Genomic DNA, 21,379 nt, shown 5'->3' with positions numbered 1-21,379 from the left:
GGTAAAATCACTCCTCCCTCTTCATTTCAGACCGAGAACGGGGGCAGCATATCGAACTGCTCGGGCATATCAACCAAATACAGGTTGGCGTAGCCGTTTTTGTCGCTTGTGAACAGCAGCCGTCTGCCCTCCGGATCAAAGCGCGGATGCGCATGCACCTTCTGGGAGTGAAAGCTGCACCGCAGCTCGCACAGCATGCTCGGCCCCTGATATATCCCGCTGGCGTCCTTGCGCCACACCGAGAGCGTGCGGACCGCCCCCTTGCCGTCGACGACGGCCTGCCCGAGGCCATCGGCATACGCATGCCACGTATCAAAGCCGAATTCCGTCTCCTCCATCGCCGTATTGCCATACCGGATGCTGCCGAAAAAATTCGTGCCGTCTACGCGAAAGCCGTGATACCCGATCGTTACGCCGTCCGGATAAAAGAACTCATGGCCTACTTTCTCTCCCGGCTCGAGGCGCTCCCGGATTTTCCAAACCTCTCTGCTTCGCAGATCCAGCCCCCATATGCGATGGTCCACCTCATGCCAGGGGCCTTCGTGGCAGAACGTCATCAGCCACGGCTCCACCGGCGAAGCGTTGATATGGGTGATGAAGTTATGCTCTTCATACAGCGTCTCCGGCTGCGTCCTCCCTTTCGCATCCAGCCGGATGATCCGGCTGTGGGGCTGAGCCTGCATCAACTCGCGGTGGCCGACGTAGCCATTGCCCAGATCTAGCTGCATCCGGTCCGACAGATCTTCCTGGATGCACGTAACCACCGACCGGCCGTCAGCCGGGCAGCTTAAATTGCCGATCGTGTAGCCCTGAGGCGCCTCATATAGCTCCACTTCCTCCAGCGTTGCAAGATCGAGCCGGCGTACGCTTCGGCCCATTCGGACGAATGCCGCGGTCCCGTCCGGCAGCAGACAAGCATCGAGCTCATCATTGTCCGGATAATCGGTCAACTGCAGCATCTCGCCGCTCTCCACCTCCATGCTGTACAGGTTGGCGCTGTTTCCGCGGTCCGATACGAACAGCAGCCGCCGTCCCCCGTCATACCATCCGTTTTCCGTAAAATACAAATGGTGGCTGTGTGCCTTGTAGTCGGTCAGCTGTGCGACCTCAACTCCCGTCAACCGGTCCCGGTATTGCCTCCGTTCCGGTTTCCATACCGTTCCTTTTGCCATAATGCCTCCCTCCAGTCCAGCGTTTTCCCCATCCTTCGAACCAGGGTTCATCCAATGCTACACAATGCTACAACCACGGCTTCAATCCTTCCCACTGTACATTCCAGCCGCTGGACGGAAATCCGGGTGCGCCCGGGTCCTCCTGCCCCTCCCAGCCGCAGGCCATCATGGCAACCGCCGCAAGCAGCCCGCCATTGCCAGGCAGGTATGCGGACAAGCCGGGACGCTGATAATTGTGCCCATTCGGCAAATACGTGTTCTTCACTTCGTCCATCAAGAGAAAATCGACGGCCAGATCGCGCTCCCCAAGCCTGGCCGCCGTCATGGCACATACCGGAAAGTCCCATCCCCATGCCGTCTCCCACTGCCACACGTCCTTCACCTTCTTCAGCGTACGGCGCATCGTTTCCCGGTCGATCAGTCTGCCCGGAAGCACGCCCAGCGCACACAGCATGGACGGATGATCATGATTCTTCGCCGTAAACGTGTCTGGGGCCAGCGCATGAGCCAAATAGACGCCATCCTTCTGCGGCGGCGATGCCATCCTGCCTGCTACCTCCGCCCAGCGCGGATTCGGCCGGATCCCCATGCGGCTGGCCCACTTCACGGCAATATGAAGGCCATATCTCCAATATTCCAGCTCATACGGCGGGTTGACGCTGCCGTCCATAGGGTGGCATTCCTGCGCAGGAATGAGCGGCGGACCGAGATCGAAAGCGCCGGTCTCCTCATTCCAATGGGCATAGGACACCATAAAGTCAGCCGATTCGAACACGATGTCGCGGAGTGTTCGCAGTGTCGCCGTTGTCGGCTCCGCCTTATAGCACAGCTCCGCCATCGCGATCGGATGCGGCTGCTGCCAGATCAGGCCGGGAGCGACGGGCGACGGACAGGGATAGCCGTCAAAGCCCACCATCTTCGGCCAGCGGGCTCCCTCATAGCCTTGCATCCTGGCCAGCTCGCGGGCGATCGGCAGGATGCGGTCGTACCAGTCCATGCTGCGCCGCAGAATCGAAGCCCGGCCCCATAACGCAAAATGTGCCGCATGCCACCAGTGCATCTCCAGATGCGCTTTGCCGAACCAGCTGTTGTACATAAGGCCGGTTTCCTGCGGCGGCATGGAGCCGCCGCTGTGAACGGCGCACAGCCATTGCGACAAGACCACCCGCCGCTCCAGCTCAAAGGCGCGCGGATCGGAGCTGCCCTCAAAGCTGATTGCCCCCCCGCTCTGCCAGAAGGCTTCCCAGTGACGGGCGCTGGCTGCCGTTATGTCTTCCACCTCGGCGGCAGCGGGCGTACCCGGAGCAAATCCGACGGAGAACGCCAGCTCATCGACATGCGTTTCGCCCGTTCCTTCCGGATGCAGCGTAAACTCATGCTGCCCCGTCTGCTCGAGCCGCCCCCCGCTCCACTGCCACCGGACGGCATAACGGTCCTCATCCATCGTTCGTTCGATCCAGGCCGCCCCATCCTCCTGCCGGAGCAGAACCGTTTCATGGCGATGGTCATTCGCCCAGTCGAGCTTCACGGACTTGGACCAGGAGGCGTTCGTCATATCCGGTGCGGGAAAGCGGATAAATACCTGCAGCTGCCCTTTGCCAACAAGCGGCGAGACGACTTTCACGCCCAGCATATCCGCATCAGGATGGCAAACCGTAGTCACGTCGACAGGCACCCCGCGAACGGTAAAGCGGCTAGACAGGACCCCGGTCCAGAGGTCGAGCTTTTGCCGAAATCCGCCCGCATGACCGTAATCAAGCTCCTCTCCCGACTCATCCAAAAATCGGAAGGCCAGGCGGCCGAGATGAAGGCGATGGGGATTTTGCCTCAGCCATTGATATGCCCCCTCCCGATCCCCGGGCTTCATCGGGTAACCGACCTGGCGGCCATGTGTGTCAAACGGTTGTAGCGCGGCATCCTTCCAATCGAATCGGCGGCGTCCCCCCGTAAAGTGCCAGCCCCAGTTCGATTGGGTCCCGAGCGGCACCTCGTATTGCTCGGGAAACGTCTGCAGCCCGGTAAGGTCGGCGGTAAACGCGAATTCCCCATTGCCGACCGACAGCGGCGATAATGGATTCAGCCTGTCGAACTCCGGATGATGTCGCTGTACAATCTGCTTTCTCTCCATCTCCATGCTCTCCTTCCATGCTGTGGACATGCCCTGTTATTCGTATAAGGCGTCCATTCGGGTTCTCATCATATCCCGGTACTTTCCCGGGGTGATATCCTTGAATTTGCGGAAGCTCCGGATGAAGCTGTTCTCGTGCTGATAACCGACCATCAGGGCGATATCGGATATTTTCCGGTCGGTCTTGACCAGCAGCTCCCCGGCGCGTTCCATCCGCAGCCGGGTTAAGTAGTTGTAAATCGTTTCATTGGTCTCCTGCTTGAACAGCTGGCTGGCCAAGCTGCTGCTGATGCCGATGGAGTCGGCGATTTCCGGAATGCCGATCGGCTCTCCGAGATGCTGCTCCATGTATTCCATCATCCGCTGGCACAGGATAAAATCCTTGCTTCCGATCAAGCGTCGGTAGCGTTCGGACAATGCGTTGATCAAGCCCGTCAGCTCCGCTTCGATGTCCTCGATATACATCGTGGCGAGCCGACCGGCCGATTCTGCCTCGGCTCCTTCCCCGCCCGGGCAGAGTCCCTGCAAGCGTTCCAATAAAGACTGCAGCGCGGCAAGCGCTTCCGTCGGATACCAATATCGACTGCGGATATTGCCGGCAATACGCTCCAGCAGGGCCACCGCTTTTTCCCCTTCCCCGCTCTCCACGGCGGCCAGCAATTCCCGTATTCCGTCTTCCGGCGCTTGCGTGTCGGTTACCTCATGGGCGGATACGTCCTGGAACGGCACGAGCTGGCCATAGCCTCTGTATAAGCGGTAGGTTAACGCATTCTCCGCCTCCAGCATGGCCTGCTTCAATTTGCAGACATCGCTTTGCGGCATGCTCATGCCCGCAGATACGCTGAACTTCAGCAGCCGGGACACCGTTTCGATCGCCTCAGCCAGTGGCGGACGTCCTTCGGCCATCTGAGGCTGAAGGAGAATCGCCATTCGGTCTGCCCCGAAATCGGCGCAGGCGACCCGCCATTTCGGCTCATGCAGCTCGGCTATGATATTGGCCAAGGCGAACTTGAGCAAGGAATGATCGCTTGCCGGGAACCGGCGCGACCACGAGTCGTAACGGTCAATCGACAGCACGGCTACCGTCACCGGAGCATCGGTCCATTCGGCAAAATAACGGGACCACTTCTCCCTGATTTCACGCCGTCCGCTCATATGCCCCGAGTGGATATCGTGTAAAAACTTGGACGCCGCATCCGGGATCGTCTCCCGAACCAATTGGGACAGATGGGCATGGTTGCTCAGCAGCTCGCCCGCAAGCTTCTCCAGATCGATGCGGTCCGGGCTGGACGTCTTCCCTTCGTAGGCGCTAAACAACTGCTTCAGCCGCCGCACCGGCCGGAATGCAGCCGAGTTCACGTACAGGATCGTCAGCGCTCCCAGTGCCAGGGCAGCTACAGAGACGGACAGCACGGTGTCGCGCACCTTCTTGGACTGGGCCAGCAAACTGTCCTGCGACACGATGGAGACATATTTCCAGCCGGTGAGCGGTGATTCGATCTGGTTCACCAGCAGCTTCTGCCCTTCATGAACAAAGTCGCCGAAGCGGTCCTCCTTCAGCTCGTTCAGCGCCTGGGTCACGGCATCCGGCTTAAACTCCGAGTTGGAGACCGAGTACAGCACACGACCCTGCTGATCCACGATATACCGCATGCTGTCCACTTGCGAAAGCGCGGGCGGGTTAAGCTTGGCAAACAGCTCCGTTTCCCGCAAATTCACCGCTACGATGCCTCGAAATTTGCCCTGAATCATGATCTTTCGGAACAGCGTCAGCTCAGAGCCCTTGTTCCCCGCCCCCTCGGGAACATGCCGCTTGCGGATCGTCATCATATCGTCACCGAATTCATCCGCGATGCTGGTCCACTCGGAGTCCACGAAGGTCAGCCTGCTGGAGCTGTAGCCTTGAGGCAGCGAAACGAAGCTGCCCCGCTCGATGTCATAAACGTATATGCTGTTGATGTATTCCGAATTGTTGATCCAGGTGGACAGGAGCCGGTACAAGGTGGAAATATTGGAGACCGAATTCTGGTTCTCGCTCGTCAGGAAATGGTAGACATGCTCGTTCACGGCGACCTGGACCGCGATTTTGTCGCTCTCCCGGATCGAGTCGTCGATGAATTTCATGCTGATCTGCAGCATTTGATGCTGCGGCTCGCTCAGCTCCTCCTGCAGCACCGATTTGGAGGTGTAATAGGAGGTCAGGCTGACGGCCAAAATGATCAAGAATACGGATACGGTCAAAATGAGCACCAGTCGGGCCTGCGTCTGGGCCAGCGAATATTTGAGCCACTTACCGATCGTTTGGAACATATCCATCCCCGCTTTACTACCAGTTTGGTTCCATTATAGCTTACGCTCCGCTCCTGCCGTCATTAGGGATTAAGCGTTTTCATTTCCTCTTGTTTCCGCTCCCCTTTTTAAACTTATAGTGGACCTGCGTCCCCCCCGGACTACCACCGGTCTCGCCGGGCACCGTTGATGCCTTCAGCTGTGGGTCGTCTTCCGGTTCCCGTGCTGTATGACGCATCAGCTGAAGAAGTTCGACGCCGGCGAGAAGCACAATGCCGATGCCGTGCGTGTCGTTCACATTCCACGACAGGTCGTGTTTGTAATACGAGTGGGAGTTGGACCAGCTGCTCCCCTTGCATACGCCGAATACATTGCCTTGGCCGTCAATCGCCCGGGCGGTCAGGCCCTTCCACCCCGAGACGGCCGCCTGCGCGTAAAGCTGTGTCGACCGAAGCCAGCCTCGCCGAACACCCCGGGCCATGCCAAAGATGAACATTGCGGTGCACGACGCTTCCTCATAGGATTCGGGATCGGTAAGCACTTGGTGCCACAGCCCGTTTGCGCCCTGAACCCGTCGGTACCCTTCCGCCAGCTCACGGTAGAACTGCAGAAGAGGCTCGTAGTCGGGATGGCCGGTCGGAAGCACGGCGAGCAGCTCGGCCAGCGAGAAGAATACCCATCCGTTTCCCCTCCCCCATACCGTACGGGAAGGCTGGCCCTGCCGTACGTCATAGACATGCGACATCAGCTGCAAATCCGGCATATACAAGTAAGACTTATATAGCAGCAGCTGCTTTGCCGCTTCGTCCAAATAGCGGGAGTCGCCGGCCAGCTCCGCATACCGGCATAGAAACGGCACGCTCATGTACATATCGTCGCACCACATCGTCAGGTCCATGCTGCGGGAAACGCCGACCTCCCGGTAGAGGGCGCCGTCCGGCAGCCGGGATTGAACGGTCATGATATACCGGGCGATATCGTCAGCGGCCCGGCAAGCCCCTTTCAGCGGCCGAAGGCGGTCGGCGAGGATGGCGAGCGCGCCGAAGGAGCCGCAATCGTCCAGACTGTCGATATCGGACAGCTGATTGTTCAGCCCGGCTGCGCCGAACCGTTCCCGGTCCCATAACGAGTACTCGTAATGGGAGGTAGCGAACTCGACATGCCGCAGAACGTAATGCTCAAGATCAGAGCGATGCAGCGTTTTGCTCGTTTCAAGCAGGCCGTACAGCGTGACGCCCAGCGGATAATTCCATCGGCCAAACAGCTCGTTCTCCAGAAACGGCCGGATGCATGCGCCCGGCTCGCCTCCCGTCCAGAACAGCTTCTCCCCGCCCGGCTGAGCGAGGGTATCCATGCCAAAATACTCGGATATCTCAAGCTCCGCATCCGCACGGAATGGGCCGAGATACAGCCATTCTCCCTTGAGGCCGTGCACCTTGCGGGGCGCGCACAGCATCCCGGCTGGGGAGACCTCATCGATTCGAAATCCCCATCCGTCCGGACCGCATTCGCACCGGGCCGTCAGCTCTCCGCGTCCTGCGAGGGCATCGAGCATGAAGCAGAAGCTTCCGGCCTCGGGATAGAAGCCGGCTTCCCGGCCGTTCCATTCAAACCGCACCGGTCCGTAGGCGGTTCCGGACACCAGGACCTTCGCCGGGGCCAAGCTGCGGTTAACGACAGCCGCCCAGGCATATGCGGCATATCCCGGCTTGTCGCCATACATGACGGACATGGGGCCTTTCGGGCTGCCAGCGTCGGCTCTCTCATCATGCTCCGCTCGAGCAGGAAGCCAGTCCGTTCCCGTGAACGACTCACTCTCCACGACACCGGGGATGACCGGAAGCGGACCGGAGAGCGGCCGCGTCACAATCCAGCCTTCCTCTCCATCCCTCTCCGTTGACGGGGCCAGAAAGCAATACGGTTTGTTTTTGCGGTTGCTCGTGCCGAATACACCTCCGGCTCCCCCGGGTCCAGGGCGGAATTCCAGGACGAAGTGGTTCCACCCTTCGGTGAGCTGGATCCCGATTCTGACTGGCGTGTCCGGATCCGCCGCCTCGCCCTGCGCGGAGCCGAACCGCTTTCTGCCGTTATGATACAGCCGTACCGGTCCGTCGCTCTGGATCAGGAAGGGAAAGGTGTGCCCTTCCCGGACCCACAGCTTCCCCCAGGCATAAACCACCTGATCTTCCGTCATCTCCGGAAACATGTCCCCGATCGGAAATACGTAAGCGTGATCCCCCCGCTTGCGAATCGGCCCGCTGCGGCTAACCCGGTACACCGGAGGGTGAGGAGGATGATCCCCTACATATCGCTGGGCGATGACCGTAAGAGCATGCTCAATCGAGCTTCCCTCCGTCTGGTAGGCCAAGCCCTCCGCCGGATCGAAATATTCGCTGCTATCCTGTTTGCTCATGCTTTTGTCAGCTCTCCTTTCCAACCTGCAAGCACGTCCTGGATCGCCACCGGCTTCCCTTCCTTGGCCGAGCGCCACACCGCTTCCCCTGTTGCAACCGAATACGCACCGTCCGCTGCCCCCGATAAGACGGAATAGGGCCTGGATCGATCCTCACCCAGGAACAGATCGTTCAAAAGCAGCGGATCGCCTCCTCCATGCCCGCCTTCCCGATGCACCACATGGATCGTTTCTTTGGATCCGAACAACGGGAAATAATCGATGGTCTGGACCGGCGTAGGGAACGGGGTCCTGGACGGAGCATGGTATTCGGTCGTCTCCAGGCGGCCCTTCGTGCCGTTTATCGCCAGGCGGTAGCCTTCGTACGGCAGCGAGAAGTTGACGGAATAACTGAGCAACGCGCCCCCGTTGTATCGGATAGCGGCCGCATACGTATCCTCGATGTCAATCTCGGAGTCGAAGATGCACTGGTCCGGGCGGTAACCCGTGTAAGGAAATTGCCGCCCTTCCGCCGCAAGGAGACCGAGGTGATCATCCTTCACATGGCGCGCATTCCAGCGCGTGTAGTAGGCACAGCGGCTTGCTGCCGTGCAGGTGCCGCAATGGCGGCCGTCCACCCGCTCCGGGTTAAGCTCGCCTTCGGAGCCGTAATAATGAAGCGCCCCGTAAGCGAAAGCTTCAATCGGCCGCTGATTGATCCACCAGCCGACGAGGTCGAAATGATGGGTGCTCTTGTGGATGGAGAGGCCGCCGGAAAGCTCGCGCCGGCGGTTCCATCTTTTGAAATAGCTTGCTCCATGATACGTATCCAGGTACCAGTTCAAATCCACGGAAGTAATGCGGCCAAGCCGGCCCTCCCATACCATTTCCTTGATCTTGTCGTGAACGGGAGCATAACGATAATTGAACGTGACGGTTACGTTGCCTTTGCTTGCCCTTTCCGCTTCCAGCACCCGCCGGGCGTCCGCCCCGGTCGTGACCATCGGTTTCTCCGTGATGACATCCCGATCGTGCTCCAGCGCGGCGACGATATAACGCGCATGCGTATCATCCCGACCCGCTACGATCACGACGTCCGGCTTCGTCTCCTCGATCATGCGGTCGAACTCCTCTTCGCCGTAAACAGCAGTGGCGGAATGCTCCGGAAAACGTGTGCGGAACAGCTCAAAACGCTCCGGGTCTGTGTCGAGCAGCGCCACCAGCTCGCACCGCGGGGCATACGTCGTCAAGATCGGCTTCGCAAACATCCCAAGCGCCCGTCCGCTTACCCCACATATCGCATATTTCTTCTTCATTAGCATCACATCCTCGAATACCATTCCTCAACCCGCTTGGTGACTTCTTCCCCTCCGGACGTATACCAACGATCCACGAATTCATCGAACTTCTCCAGCGGCCACTCGCCGATGACAATCTTGGTCAAGTATTCCTGGAACAGCTTATGGGATTGAATATCGGGATATCCCTCGTACACGGTGCTCGGCAGCCCGTCGCCGGCTATCCGCTTCGCGTCGGCGGTGCTTACCTCGAAAATGTCCTTTACCATCTGCTGCATGTCTTCCGGGATCGTCTCCTGAATCCGGATGTTCATGTCCTCCTCGGTCGTCAGGTTGCGCATGCCGAGGGCGAGCGGCCGGCTGTCCTCTGGCGGGAGCAGCACTTTTTTGCCGTCCACGACCTCATGCTGCATTCCTTCGATCCCGAACCGGATAAACTCGTCGTTGGAACGGTCATAGAAGAAATCCAGCAGCTTCAGCGCTGCAGGGGCGTTGGCTTCGGCTTTAGTCGGAATAATCCATTCCGGCTCGCCCATGCTTTTTTGCGTGACATATCCCTCATAGCCCTCCGCTTTCGGAAGCGGCATGCCGACGACATACGCATCCGGGGCTTTCTGCTGAATCGCCGTAAAGCGGTCGCGCAGGTTCGCCGGAAGATGGTACCAGCTGCCGACCAGGTTATTGTTGATTTTGGCGGTCCATACATCGCCCTTGTTCAGGAACGTCTCGTTATCGAGCAGCTTCTCGGCATACAGCTCGCGGATGAACCCGATCGCCGCCTTCATGTTGTCCGTGACGCCGGCATATTGGATCTTCCCGTCATACACGTCCCATTCCGGACTGCCCTCCCACATGGCTACGCCATACATCGCGAACAAATGGTCCATCCATTTGCCGAATTCCCGGCCAGACGTCGGCAGCTCATCCCTTACGCCGTTGCCGTTCGGATCCTGCTCCAGGAACGCGGCCAGCACCTGCTTGTATTCCTCCGTGGTGGTTGGCATCGGCATGCCGACCTTGTCGAGCCAATCCTGGCGGATCATCGGCGCACGCTCAGGCACGAGGAACACCTTCGGCACATAGTAGATTTTTCCGTCCGGCGAAGCCGATCGCACGACATCCCACGCTTCCTGCGGAATGTTCTTCCACACGTTCGGCGCATACTGCGGCAGCAAATCGTCCAGCGCAAGCGCGCCCCCTTGCCGGATCAACGTCTGCTCGATGCCGCCGATCGGCCGCAAAATATCCGGAAGATCATCGGAGGCGATCATCAGATTCAAAAATTCCGTCGGCTCCGAGCCCGGCGGGGTCGTAACCAGCTCATATTGGACCCCGGTGCGCTCGGCCACGTACTGGACATGCGGATTGTCCGGGCCCGGAATCGTGCCGACCCCCATGTGGCTTTTGAACACCTTGACCTTCGTTACCTCATTTCCCCCTTCGCTGTCCGGGCCGCCTGCATCGGTTCCGGAGCCTCCCGGGCTGCCGCAGCCCGCCAGCAGTCCTGCCGCCAGCACAACCGCGAGCGCAGGCTTCCCGAACCATTTGCGGAAATACCATTTCGCCATGTGTAAATCCTCCCCTTTTGAATGGTTGTTATATCAAATCGGTCCTAGAACCGATTTCATATCGAAGATCTGCCCGGCCTATTATCTGCCCGGCCTATTCCTTTAGTGAGCCAAGCATTGAGCCTTTGACGAAATATTTTTGCAGATACGGATACACCAGAATGATCGGAATCGTCGCAAATAAGATTGTAGCCGCTTTCAAAGTTGTCGTGTTAAAATCGAAGTCGCCCAAAAACATATTGACGGCGGCCAGCTCCTCCGGGGATTGCAGATACGCCCGAAGCTTCATCTGAAGCGGCCATTTCTCCGGATCGCGGATGAACAGCACGGCCCGGGAGAAGGTATTCCAGTAACCGACTGCATAAAACAGGCTCACCGTCGCCACGACCGGTTTGGATAAGGGCAGGTAGATGCGGAACAGAATGCCGAAATCGCTGCACCCGTCCATTCTCGCTGAATCGTCCAATTCACCGGGAATGCCCATGAAAAAGGTTCGAATGATGATCATATTGAATGTGCCGATCAGGCCCGGCAGGATCAGGGCCCACAACGAGTTCATCATGCCGAGCTCGCGAACGGTCAGGAAGAACGGGATCATCGGCGCGTTGAAAATCATCGTCAGCACGATGCCGAGCATAACCGGCTTGCGCAGCAGAAACTCGCGGCGGGACAGCGGATAGGCCGTCATGACCGAGAACAGCATGCTGAGGAGCGTCCCGACGACCGTAATATATACGGTGATGCCGAAGGATGTCCATAGACCTTGGTTTTTCAAGATATGCTCCCATGAAGCGGTCGTAAATTCCACAGGCAGCAGAAACACTTCCTTGGAATCGGCGGCAACCGGTGAGCTGAACGATACGGCCAGCAGCTGCACCAGCGGGAACAGCATCGTCGCCGCGGCGGCGATCAGAAATACATAATTCAACGTCTGAAACACTTTTTCTCCGAATGTCGCTTTCATCACCACAACCCCTGATCCGTTTTTCTGGCCAACCGGTTAAAAATCCACAACAAGATAAACCCGATGACGGACTGGAACAAGCCGATTGCCGTCGTCATGCTGTACTGACCTTGAAGCACGCCTGCGCGGTAGACATACGTTTCGATGATATCCCCGACCGAATAGGTCATCGGCGTCAGCAAATTGAAGATCTGGTCAAAGCCGAGCTCGAGGAAATTGCCGATCTGCAGCAGGAACAGCACCAGTATCGTCGGGAACATCGTGGGCAGCGTAATATGGATCGTTTGCTTCCATCGGCCCGCTCCGTCCATGACGGCCGCTTCATATAAATTCGGATTGATGCCGGCGATAGCCGCCAAATAAATGATCGTGCCCCAGCCGACCTCTTTCCAGATCGACGACAGGACGACGATGGTCCGGAAATAACCTGCCTCCTGCATGAACAGGATCGGCTCGTAACCGAGCCAGCCGCGAACCGCGTTCACCACGCCTTGACTGGATAGCAGCTCGAATACGATTCCGCCCACAACGACCCATGACAGGAAGTGAGGGAGATAGAACAGACTCTGTACCACCCGTTTGGCCACCATAAGCCGGATTTCATTAAACAGCAGGGCCAGCAGGATCGGCGCCGGAAATCCGAACAGCAGCTGATATAAAGCGATGACGGCTGTATTGCGCAGCACATTGTAGAAATCCTGATAAGTAAAAATAAATCCGAAATTATCCAGCCCTACCCAAGGGCTTCCCCAAATGCCCTTAAAAATCTGATAGTCCTGAAAGGCGATGACGCTCCCCGCCAGCGGCACATACTTGAATACGACGTAGAACAAGATGCCGGGGAGAATCATGAGATACAGCATCCAGTGCTTGCGCATGTTCGCAATGTACCGGTTGCGGGATATTCCGCTCGCCTTGAGAGGCAGCGGCGCGCCATCCTGTTTCAGTTCGGTTGACCGGGTTGCCATCGTGATTAAACCTCCCTTCGCTTTGAGCATGTCAATGTATCGCCAATCATAACGTCCACCGCGCAAACCGAACAACGGTTCAATCCGACACGCAATGAGCAGATCGAGGAAACCCCGCCGGAGATCCGCATAGACTGCGGCAGTTCCAGGTTCATAAAATTGATCCGGCGAACAAATGAAGGAAGTACCGGAAAAAGAGGATTTGTTGATGCGCTGGAGGATCGGTTGGTTGGCGATTCTCCCCTTTCAAAACCGGTTGGCCGTGACCGTACATATGCAATGAACCAGCAAGCCTCCTCCGCCAGCCGATAGGCTGAGATGGAGGAGGCTTGCTGGTTCAAAAAAACGCTGCCGTGTTGGAACACGGCAGCATTACGGGCACGGGCGATCCTCTGACCTACTATTAATATGTGGTGATGTTATCTATCTGAGCCTAAATTTCGAAAGCAAACATTTGAACTGCTTGGCGAGCATCCAATCGTCTAGCTTGATTCGACAAGGGTTTTGGTGGCGAAGACTTCTACAGCCTGCTCGAGAGCCGGAAGATCGGCTATGCCGGCAAAATGAAATGGACAAAGCGGCTGGAGCAGGAAGTTCAGAAATGTCGCTACTGGAAGCGCTACGATGATTGGATCATCGAAGGCATCACGCTGATCTACAAAGCAACGTCCTGGAAGAAAACGCGCCGGGTGGCAATCATCAGCAAGGTCCAAGTATTCGATGACGGGCAAAGCCGACTGGTCTTCGACAGCGACTGGCAATACGAAGCAATCGTCACGAATTCGGAATGGGAGCCGATTGATTTGTGACGCTTTTACAATCAGCGCTGCTACTTTGAAAACTACATCAAAGAAGCCAAGAACGGATTCTCGCCGAGTCGCTCAGTTGAAATGATCCTTTCACAATCTTACATGGAAATCGCAATGCCCCTTCATTGGGATGGGGAAGGGCTCCTTCATGATTGTAATCGTAACGATATCACTGGGGAATCTACTGTGATTTTACATTAAGAAGGCCCTTTGATTCCTACGCTAACCTTGCTGCTATGGGCTTTCGAAATTCAGGATGATATTTTTATTTTTCCAAAAATTTATTTTTTAGAAAAAATCCAAATATTAGGTAACTAGTGTACAAAAACTGGCGTTTATACATATAACACACCAAGATAACAATCAAAAGAGAATTATAGAAAGGGAGGGTAGGAAGGTATTTACGCTGTTTTATAATTAAAAGTAAAAGGAGAATTTCTGGATGAAAAAAATATTCTTACCAATTATTCTAACTGTGGGTCTCATCTTCCAATCTGCTGTAGTATTTGCAGAGGGCGGGGAAACAGTGTCCTATGATGAATATCAAGCCGAAACAGTCTTACCATTGGATGCACAACAAGAACTTCAACTTGAGTTTGAAAAGAAATATCTAGACTCCGTCTTTGACATCATTGCTAAACACTTTGGAGATCCCGAAAATTTTAATCCTTACGGAGAGATATATATTGAAAATGATAAGTTCCCACATTTCGTTATTGCTGTTGCTAAGGATAGTGTAAAGGTTAGTAGTTTTATTGAAGAGATTAAAAAAATATTACCGGGTGATTTACTTGAAGTGCAACGTGTCAGTTATTCAAAGGAAGACCTCATAAATATACAAGGAGATATTTTACAGCGAGTTCAATCGGGCAGTATAGCAATTCCTCGAGGAATATCAACCGATGTAAGTACAAAGAAACAGAAGGTCATTATCAGTGTCCCCGAGGGTGTGAATCTAGAAAAGAGTTATATGGTTAATCTGAATGAGGAGTATAACGGTCTTATTGAATTTGATGAAAGACCAGAAAACATACCTTATAAACTAAGAACTGATGCATTTACGGAAATGGGCGGGGGGATATCAATTAAGGGTACTTGCAGCACTGCAGGAATAGCGACCAAAGATACGAGAGAGTTCATTGTCACGGCGGGACATTGCATAAGAGATATAGGTTCTACTGTGTATCAAGGCGGAACATCTATAGGAACTCAACACTTATCTGGTTATAAGGATAACGGTACAGATGTCGGTCTTGTGCTGCTTACAAATAAGAATAAAAAATACGGAAATAAGTATTATTATAATCCCGTCGCGAATGCTGAATACGACAAAAGCTATACTCAAACAAGTACAGCGTTAGTCGGACAACTTATCTGTAAATCAGGAATGTCTACAAATGTTACTTGTGCAAATGTACAATCTACAAGTGGAAGTGTGGATTACAAAGAAGGTACAACTTATTTTACATTTACCAATATGATTACAATATATAAACAAGGTGGAGGGTACAGTAAGGGCGGTGATAGCGGAGCTATTGTTTTTAGCGCACAAAACAGCAATCATATTATAGGTGTTCATTCTGGAGGAAATATAGAAACCGATACAATGCCAAGCGGAACCTGGGGATATACATCCAAAATAATACCATCTCTGGTTAATGTCGGAGCGGTTACAATGTATACTAGCAGTACAGTCAAAACGGTAGACCCCAATAATTAGAAGATGTTAGTGATCTATCTTTAGACATAAAAAATCTGACGCCTGGATCGAGATGGTCATACCCCTAAAAAATTAAGTAGCCAGCGCGTGCCGAAACCCAAACAGCACGCGCTGTTTGAGTTTCGCCTGAAAACGAATACAGACGTTATCCATGCAGGTTGCTTTGCGAGAGTGGCTGCCTTTGACGCTGGCTTCTCATCGTGTGTTGTATGCCTGAGACGCGTATTGAAAGCCTTGGTTCGAATGGAGCACGGCCTCAAACACGTCTCTTTTTGGTGTCCATTGCTCACCCGTATACAGCACCAACTTTACATCATTGCGCTTGGACACTTGCCATACCACAATTCCGTTGTAAATAAGATACCGGATAAAGGACAAGTAGTAAACCGATAAATACGTAACTTCGGTCACAGGCTTCATGCTGGGGGCTGTCGCATGAAACTGAAGATGTTATCTATTTGAGTATTCCTTTTCTAATCGATCTATCAACTGATTTAAAGTTTGTGTTTTAGTGGTGGGGTCGAGCATATAAGTATGCCGTGTTGTTGTATCTTTAAAATAGATTCCATTTCCGCCAAATAACAATATCTGGGTATCTGTATTGTTCATATGAATAATTAATTTACGGTATAAGTCATCTGTAACGTTTCCAACATTAGTAGAACTATCATTTAAGATTTGGGTTAATTCTTTTATGTCATCCTTCTTTTGAAATTCACCCGACACATGGTTCCTCTCAAAATTAAAAATGCTAACACTTGAAATGTCCTCAGCATTCAATTGGAAAATTAACGGTTTAGTCGGTGTGTTATCAGGTAGTTCTTGTTCTGTTTTTTTTGAAGTGTTGCTATTACATGAAATAAGAAGAGATGCACTCAGCAGTAACAGAATAAGGAGTGCGTTTTTTTTGTTTTTCATAATTAACAGCTCCTTTTACAATAAAAAATTGCAATTATATATAACAACGTTAATAATCCTTCAGAGTTGCATAATATTGAGAATTTTTTCCGTTCGAGTTTCTTACCCAAAATCTTCTCTGCTTTCTTCATGACAATCATAAACCAATGCAGCAGGCAACCTAGAGCTGAAAGCCTGCTTGGAATATTTTGAATAAGTCTGTCCACTTCTTCATTAGGCTCAACGCTAGCATCGACAAGATCCTCTAACGCAAGCAAGCCTCCTCCGCCAGCCAATCGGCTGAGATGGAGGGGGCTTGCTTGTTCAAAAAAACGCTGCCGCGTTGGAACACGGCAGCATTACGGGCACGGGCGGCACGCAGGCGCTGCCACGGACGCGTCCTGCCGGGCGGCCCGACGCGGAGCCCGGAACGCCTTCTAGGCCAGGCGCTCGAGGCGCTCCCGTCAGGGATGCTCCGAGAGTGGCGGGCCGCCTCTCCTAGCGTCCGACGCCGACAGCCGAAGGCTAAGGCAGCGGAGGTCGCTTGGAGCCACTCCCGGCCGGGTTGCAAAGCCCCGGCAGCTCCTCGGCCCCCCGAGGCTACCCCGACAGGGGTGCTGACACGAGGGGGCCTCTCGCACGCGAACAAGCAAGCCTCCTCCGCCAGCCGATAGGCTGAGATGGAGGAGGCTTGCTTGTTCAAAAAAACGCTGCCGTGATGGCGGAGCCCAGGCAGCCTCACAACCATCCAGAAGGCCCTGAGGGCGGTCCGCAAGGGAGCCCGAGAAGGGCCGTGCACACGCACCAGCCCCGCTCCAATCCTGCACCCTACCTAACTCGGCGCCAACAAGTTTCGGGTGTCCAGAGGGCAGCGCCCTCGGGGCCCTCCCTAGTAGGGAGGGTTTGGGAGGGTCAAACGAACCCTAGCAGCATTTCGCGAATCAGCTTCGCCGCCACGATCTGCGTCTGTTCCGTCGGATCATAAATCGGCGCCACTTCCACCAGATCGCAGCCGACGACGTTGACGTCGGATCTTGCGATCAAGTGCACGGCTTCCAGCAGCTCCTTGGAGGTAATGCCGCCGGCTTCCGCGGTACCGGTGCCCGGTGCGGCTGAAGGGTCAAGCACGTCGATGTCGATCGTCACATAGACCGGACGGTTGCCCATAGACGGCAAGGCCTCCTTCAATGGAGCCGCCACGTCGAACGGATAGAAATTAATGTTCTCGCGTCCGTATTGGAACTCCTCGCGCGAGCCGGAACGAATGCCGAATTGGTAAATGTTGCTGCCGCCCATCAGCTCGGCCGCTTTGCGGACCGGCGTCGAGTGGGATAGCGGCTCGCCCTCGTACTGCTCGCGCAGATCGGCATGCGCATCGATATGAATCAGGATCAGATCCGGATACTTCGCGTAGACCTTCTGAATGATCGGCCAGGACACAAGATGCTCCCCGCCGAGACCGATCGGGAATTTCCCGTCATCCAGCAGCTTGCCGACATAGTCGCCGATCACGTCAAGGCTGCGGGCAGCATTGCCGAACGGCAGCATCAGGTCGCCGGCATCGAAATAGGTCATGTCCTCAATGCTTTTATCCAAATACGGGCTGTACTCCTCCAAGCCCACCGAAGCCTGACGGATACGGGCCGGGCCGAAGCGGGAGCCGGGACGGTAGCTGACCGTAAAATCCATCGGCATGCCGTAAATGACCGCCTTGGATCCAGCGTAATCCTCGGAGCTCAAAATAAACACGTTGCCGGAGTAACCTTGATCAAGTTTCATCAGTTGCCGCGGCCTCCTTATTTCACCAGATCTTCGACGAACTTAGGCAGCACGAACGCTGCCTTGTGAAGGCGTGGCGAATAGTATTTCGTATCCATCTCCGCGATTTGGGACTCGTCCACTTCAAGCGGATCATACGTCTTGCTGCCCATCGTGAAGGTCCATAAGCCGCTTGGATACGTAGGAATGTTCGCGCCGTAGACACGGACAATCGGGAAGATTTCTTTTACGTCCTTGCTGACCTTTTGGATCAGATCGGCTTTAAACCAAGGGTTGTCCGTCTGTGCCACAAAAATACCGTCATCCTTGAGCGCCTCATAGATGCCTTGGTAGAAGCCGCGCTCAAACAATGGAGCAGCCGGGCCTACAGGCTCGGTGGAGTCCACCATAATAACGTCGTATTCGTTCTTGTGCTCCAAAATATGCATATATCCATCATTCACCAGCACTTCTACCTTCGGATCGTCGAGCTTGCCGGCAATCTCAGGCAGGTACTGCTTCGAATATTCGATAACTTTGCCGTCGATTTCAACCAGAACGGCCTTCTCAACGCCAGGGTGCTTGATCACTTCGCGAATGACACCGCCGTCTCCGCCGCCGACGACCAGAACCTTCTTCGGATTTGGGTGGGTGTTTAGCGCAGGGTGAGCGACCATCTCATGATAGACGAATTCGTCCTTAATCGTAGTCATGACCATGCCGTCCAGGACGAGCATACGTCCAAATTCCTCGGTATCGATCATATCCAGCTGTTGAAACTCCGTCTTCTCATGCACAAACGTTTCCCGGATTTTCGCCGTGATGCCGAAAGTCGGGGTTTGCTTCTCCGTAAACCATAATTCCATCGTCTCTACCTTCTTTCCGCTAGAATAATGTTCAGCCGTCCAGATCCAAGCCGTAAAACTTTATTCGGGGCAGATGCCTTGAGCTTACAGTTTCACACTTTTTCTATTGTACCAAACAAATTGTATTATATTAAATCAAGCCCAAAATGCAACCAAAACTTAGGACGCGCAAGCACAAGGAAGGTTCTGCCGCCCCGCCCATGAATATCCTGCCCTTCCCCGCCCCATACTGTATAGAAAAGGTAATCATCAAGCGGCTTTTGTCCGGTAGGTCCGCCCTTGATGGAGAACACCGACTTACACCTGGAGAAGGAAGGAGCTTCACGCATGCCGGGATCCAAAAAACAACCGCAAAAGCGCAAACGTCGTTTCGTCCGGCTATCTGCATTTCTGTTCGCACTCCTTGGCTTATCGGTCATCGCCGGCGGCATTCTGCTCGCCTATCTATTTATAACGCCGCTGCCCATAGCGGAAACGGACAGGTACTCAAGGCTGCTCGACAGCCAAGGCGAGCTGCTCGCCACATTCTCGACAACGGGGCATACCTCGGAGCAGGTGGCCTTAAGCGAAATCTCTCCTCTTCTGATCCAGGCCACCATGGCGGTGGAGGACCGGAAATTCTATGATCACCTCGGCTTTGACGTGAAGGGCATGGCACGGGCGCTTCTCGTCAACCTGCGTCACATGGACCGCAAGCAGGGAGCCAGCACGCTAACCCAGCAGCTTGCGCGAAACCTGTACCTGTCCCATGAGAAGACATGGACCCGCAAGCTCAAGGAGGCCAAGTTTACGGCCCAGCTTGAGATGAAATATACGAAAGACCAAATTCTTGAAATGTATTTAAATGAAATTTATTACGGTCACGGTGCTTACGGCATCGAATCGGCATCGCTGCTGTATTTCGGAAAATCCGCCAAAGACCTGAGCTTGGCCGAGAGCGCCATGCTGGCCGGCATTCCGAAAGGGCCGACCTATTATTCGCCCTATAACCATATGGATAATGCACTCAAAAGACAGCGGATCGTCCTGAACGCTATGGCGGAGACCGGCTTCATCACTCAGACTGAAGCGGACCGGGCCGCCTCGTCCAAGCTGGCTATACTGCCCCAGGACCGCCAAGAGAACAAGGTGATCGCCTCATACTTCCGGGATTATGTGCGAAGCCTGGTCACCTCGCAGCTTAACATAACGGAGGAACAACTGGAGCAAGGCGGTCTGAACATCTACACGACGCTTGATCCAAGAGTCCAACAGGCAGCCGAAGAAGCGGTTGCCAGCGGCATGGACAGCAAAAGCGAGCTGGAGACCGCATTGGTGTCCATCGACCCCCGAAACGGGCATATCAAAGCGATGGTCGGCGGCAAAAATTACCGTGAAAACCAATACAATCACGCCTTGGCCAAGACGAGACAGCCCGGCTCGTCCTTCAAGCCGATCATGTACTTAACGGCAATCAACTCCAAAGAAATGACGAGCACAACGGTATTCAACAGCCAGCCGACCCTGTTTCATTATGATAACAACCGCAAGACCTACCAGCCCAGCAATTTCGGGGGCAAATATTTGGGCGAAATTCCGATGCGCGAGGCCATCGCGGCGTCGGACAATATTTATGCCGTCAATACCATCATGCAGCTCGGTCCGGACAAGGTCGTCGACATGGCCAAAAAAATGGGCATCACGAGCCCGCTCGAGCCTGTCCCTTCGCTCGCGCTCGGGACCTCCCCCGTCAGCCCGCTGGAAATGGCATCCGCTTATGCCGTTATGGCCAACAACGGCAAGCGAGTCGCTCCGGTGGCGGTGCTGCGCATTACAGATGCTGCCGGCCGGAGTGTCTACGAAGCTCCGGAGGATCCGGGCGAACAGGTCGTGGAGCCGGCCGCCGCATATGTGATGACCCGCATGATGGAAGGCGTGTTCGAGAACGGCGGAACCGGCAACCGCGTGTCCTCCATGATGAAGCGTCCGGTTGCCGGCAAAACCGGGACGACCGATACCGATGCTTGGCTCGTCGGATACACCCCGGAGCTGGCCACCGCCGTGTGGGTCGGCTATGATAAGGGCCGGGAGATCAGCAAGGTGGACGGCCACCGGGCAGCGCCCATCTTTGCCAATTTTACGGAGAAGGCGCTCGAGAACGTGCCGCCGAAAATTTTCCCCATTCCGGATCAGGTGGTCAGCGCCTACGTCGATCCGAAAAACGGCATGCTGGCCGGCCCCGATTGCCCGGATAAGGTATTGGAAGTATTCGTGAAGGGAACGGAGCCGAAGGAATACTGTGTCGAGCACGGCGACGGCGAGAAGCAGCCAAAGGGAGCGGATCAGACCAAAGCGGCCAAAAAGCAAGAGGAACGCTCCTGGTGGAAGGACTTCAAGCGCTGGTGGGTGGAGTAAACGAACAACCTATCGAGCGGATTACCTTTGATGTGGCCCCAAGCAACGTACGCCACGAACCCTGCAAAGTGCCCCATTTTAGCGTATTTCCAAGCCTTCCGTAGCTCCGTGTGCTCTAGCAGCATCCATCACAATCAGACACATCGATATATAAGA

General features: G+C 54.9%; 15 protein-coding genes and 1 pseudogene. 4 read left to right on the top strand and 12 right to left on the bottom strand.

Annotated features, from left to right (window positions below):
- Positions 1–26: 26 nt before the first annotated feature.
- The 8 genes from NST08_RS00610 to NST08_RS00575 form a co-directional block, all read right to left on the bottom strand.
- Complete coding sequence (locus NST08_RS00610; protein WP_007133146.1) at positions 27–1,172, bottom strand: oligogalacturonate lyase family protein; 1,146 nt, start codon at positions 1,170–1,172, stop codon at positions 27–29.
- Between the two features lie 67 nt (positions 1,173–1,239).
- On the bottom strand, positions 1,240–3,306 hold the full coding sequence (locus NST08_RS00605) for a glycoside hydrolase family 65 (protein WP_210095578.1): 2,067 nt from the start codon (positions 3,304–3,306) through the stop codon (positions 1,240–1,242).
- Positions 3,307–3,336: 30 nt separating this feature from the next.
- Positions 3,337–5,610 carry an AraC family transcriptional regulator gene (locus NST08_RS00600; protein WP_341341338.1) on the bottom strand — a complete coding sequence of 758 codons (2,274 nt, stop codon included), beginning with the start codon at positions 5,608–5,610 and terminating at the stop codon, positions 3,337–3,339.
- A 79-nt stretch (positions 5,611–5,689) separates the two neighbouring features.
- On the bottom strand, positions 5,690–8,002 hold the full coding sequence (locus NST08_RS00595; protein ID WP_245256212.1) for a glycoside hydrolase family 88/105 protein: 2,313 nt from the start codon (positions 8,000–8,002) through the stop codon (positions 5,690–5,692).
- On the bottom strand, positions 7,999–9,297 hold the full coding sequence (locus NST08_RS00590; RefSeq protein ID WP_210095573.1) for a Gfo/Idh/MocA family protein: 1,299 nt from the start codon (positions 9,295–9,297) through the stop codon (positions 7,999–8,001). Before NST08_RS00590 ends, NST08_RS00595 begins: the two co-directional genes overlap by 4 nt.
- Before the next feature lie 5 nt (positions 9,298–9,302).
- Positions 9,303–10,847, bottom strand: a complete 1,545-nt coding sequence (locus tag NST08_RS00585; RefSeq protein ID WP_210095574.1) for an extracellular solute-binding protein — start codon at positions 10,845–10,847, stop codon at positions 9,303–9,305.
- 94 nt (positions 10,848–10,941) lie between these two features.
- Complete coding sequence (locus tag NST08_RS00580) at positions 10,942–11,811, bottom strand: carbohydrate ABC transporter permease (protein WP_028406577.1); 870 nt, start codon at positions 11,809–11,811, stop codon at positions 10,942–10,944.
- Entirely contained in the window at positions 11,811–12,779 is a 969-nt protein-coding gene (locus NST08_RS00575) for an ABC transporter permease (RefSeq protein WP_210095575.1), read from the bottom strand. The genes NST08_RS00580 and NST08_RS00575 overlap by 1 nt, the downstream gene beginning before the upstream one ends.
- Positions 12,780–13,270: 491 nt before the next feature.
- Between NST08_RS00575 and NST08_RS00570 the strand changes: the two are divergent.
- Positions 13,271–13,660, top strand: a pseudogene (locus NST08_RS00570) (transposase); the annotation flags it as partial.
- A 370-nt stretch (positions 13,661–14,030) separates the two neighbouring features.
- Positions 14,031–15,308 (top strand): S1 family peptidase, encoded by a 1,278-nt coding sequence (locus tag NST08_RS00565; RefSeq protein ID WP_007133155.1) that lies wholly within the window; start codon positions 14,031–14,033, stop codon positions 15,306–15,308.
- Positions 15,309–15,503: 195 nt separating this feature from the next.
- Here NST08_RS00565 and NST08_RS00560 read toward each other — a convergent pair whose 3' ends face one another.
- Together NST08_RS00560 and NST08_RS00555 are read right to left on the bottom strand one after the other, a co-directional pair.
- Positions 15,504–15,728: a hypothetical protein gene (locus NST08_RS00560; RefSeq protein WP_007133156.1), complete on the bottom strand. Its 225-nt coding sequence runs from the start codon at positions 15,726–15,728 to the stop codon at positions 15,504–15,506.
- A 30-nt stretch (positions 15,729–15,758) separates the two neighbouring features.
- Entirely contained in the window at positions 15,759–16,226 is a 468-nt protein-coding gene (locus NST08_RS00555) for a hypothetical protein (RefSeq protein WP_007133157.1), read from the bottom strand.
- A gap of 295 nt (positions 16,227–16,521) precedes the next feature.
- Between NST08_RS00555 and NST08_RS00550 the strand changes: the two genes are divergently transcribed.
- Positions 16,522–16,707, top strand: coding sequence for a hypothetical protein (locus NST08_RS00550; RefSeq protein WP_144872835.1), 186 nt, complete (start codon positions 16,522–16,524; stop codon positions 16,705–16,707).
- 410 nt (positions 16,708–17,117) lie between these two features.
- On the opposite strand, the gene speB is transcribed toward NST08_RS00550, so the two are convergent.
- Entirely contained in the window at positions 17,118–17,984 is an 867-nt protein-coding gene (gene speB, locus NST08_RS00545) for an agmatinase (protein WP_028406699.1), read from the bottom strand.
- 17 nt (positions 17,985–18,001) lie between these two features.
- Positions 18,002–18,829 (bottom strand): polyamine aminopropyltransferase, encoded by an 828-nt coding sequence (speE, locus tag NST08_RS00540; RefSeq protein ID WP_077571076.1) that lies wholly within the window; start codon positions 18,827–18,829, stop codon positions 18,002–18,004.
- 327 nt (positions 18,830–19,156) lie between these two features.
- Between speE and NST08_RS00535 the strand changes: the two genes are divergently transcribed.
- A complete protein-coding gene (locus NST08_RS00535; RefSeq protein WP_007133251.1) occupies positions 19,157–21,223 on the top strand; it encodes a transglycosylase domain-containing protein in 2,067 nt (688 codons plus the stop codon).
- Positions 21,224–21,379 lie beyond the last annotated feature (156 nt).

Source organism: Paenibacillus sp. FSL K6-1566 (assembly GCF_038050475.1).
GTDB lineage: Bacteria > Bacillota > Bacilli > Paenibacillales > Paenibacillaceae > Paenibacillus_AQ > Paenibacillus_AQ lactis.
This window is presented reverse-complemented; position numbering and strand designations above follow the sequence as displayed.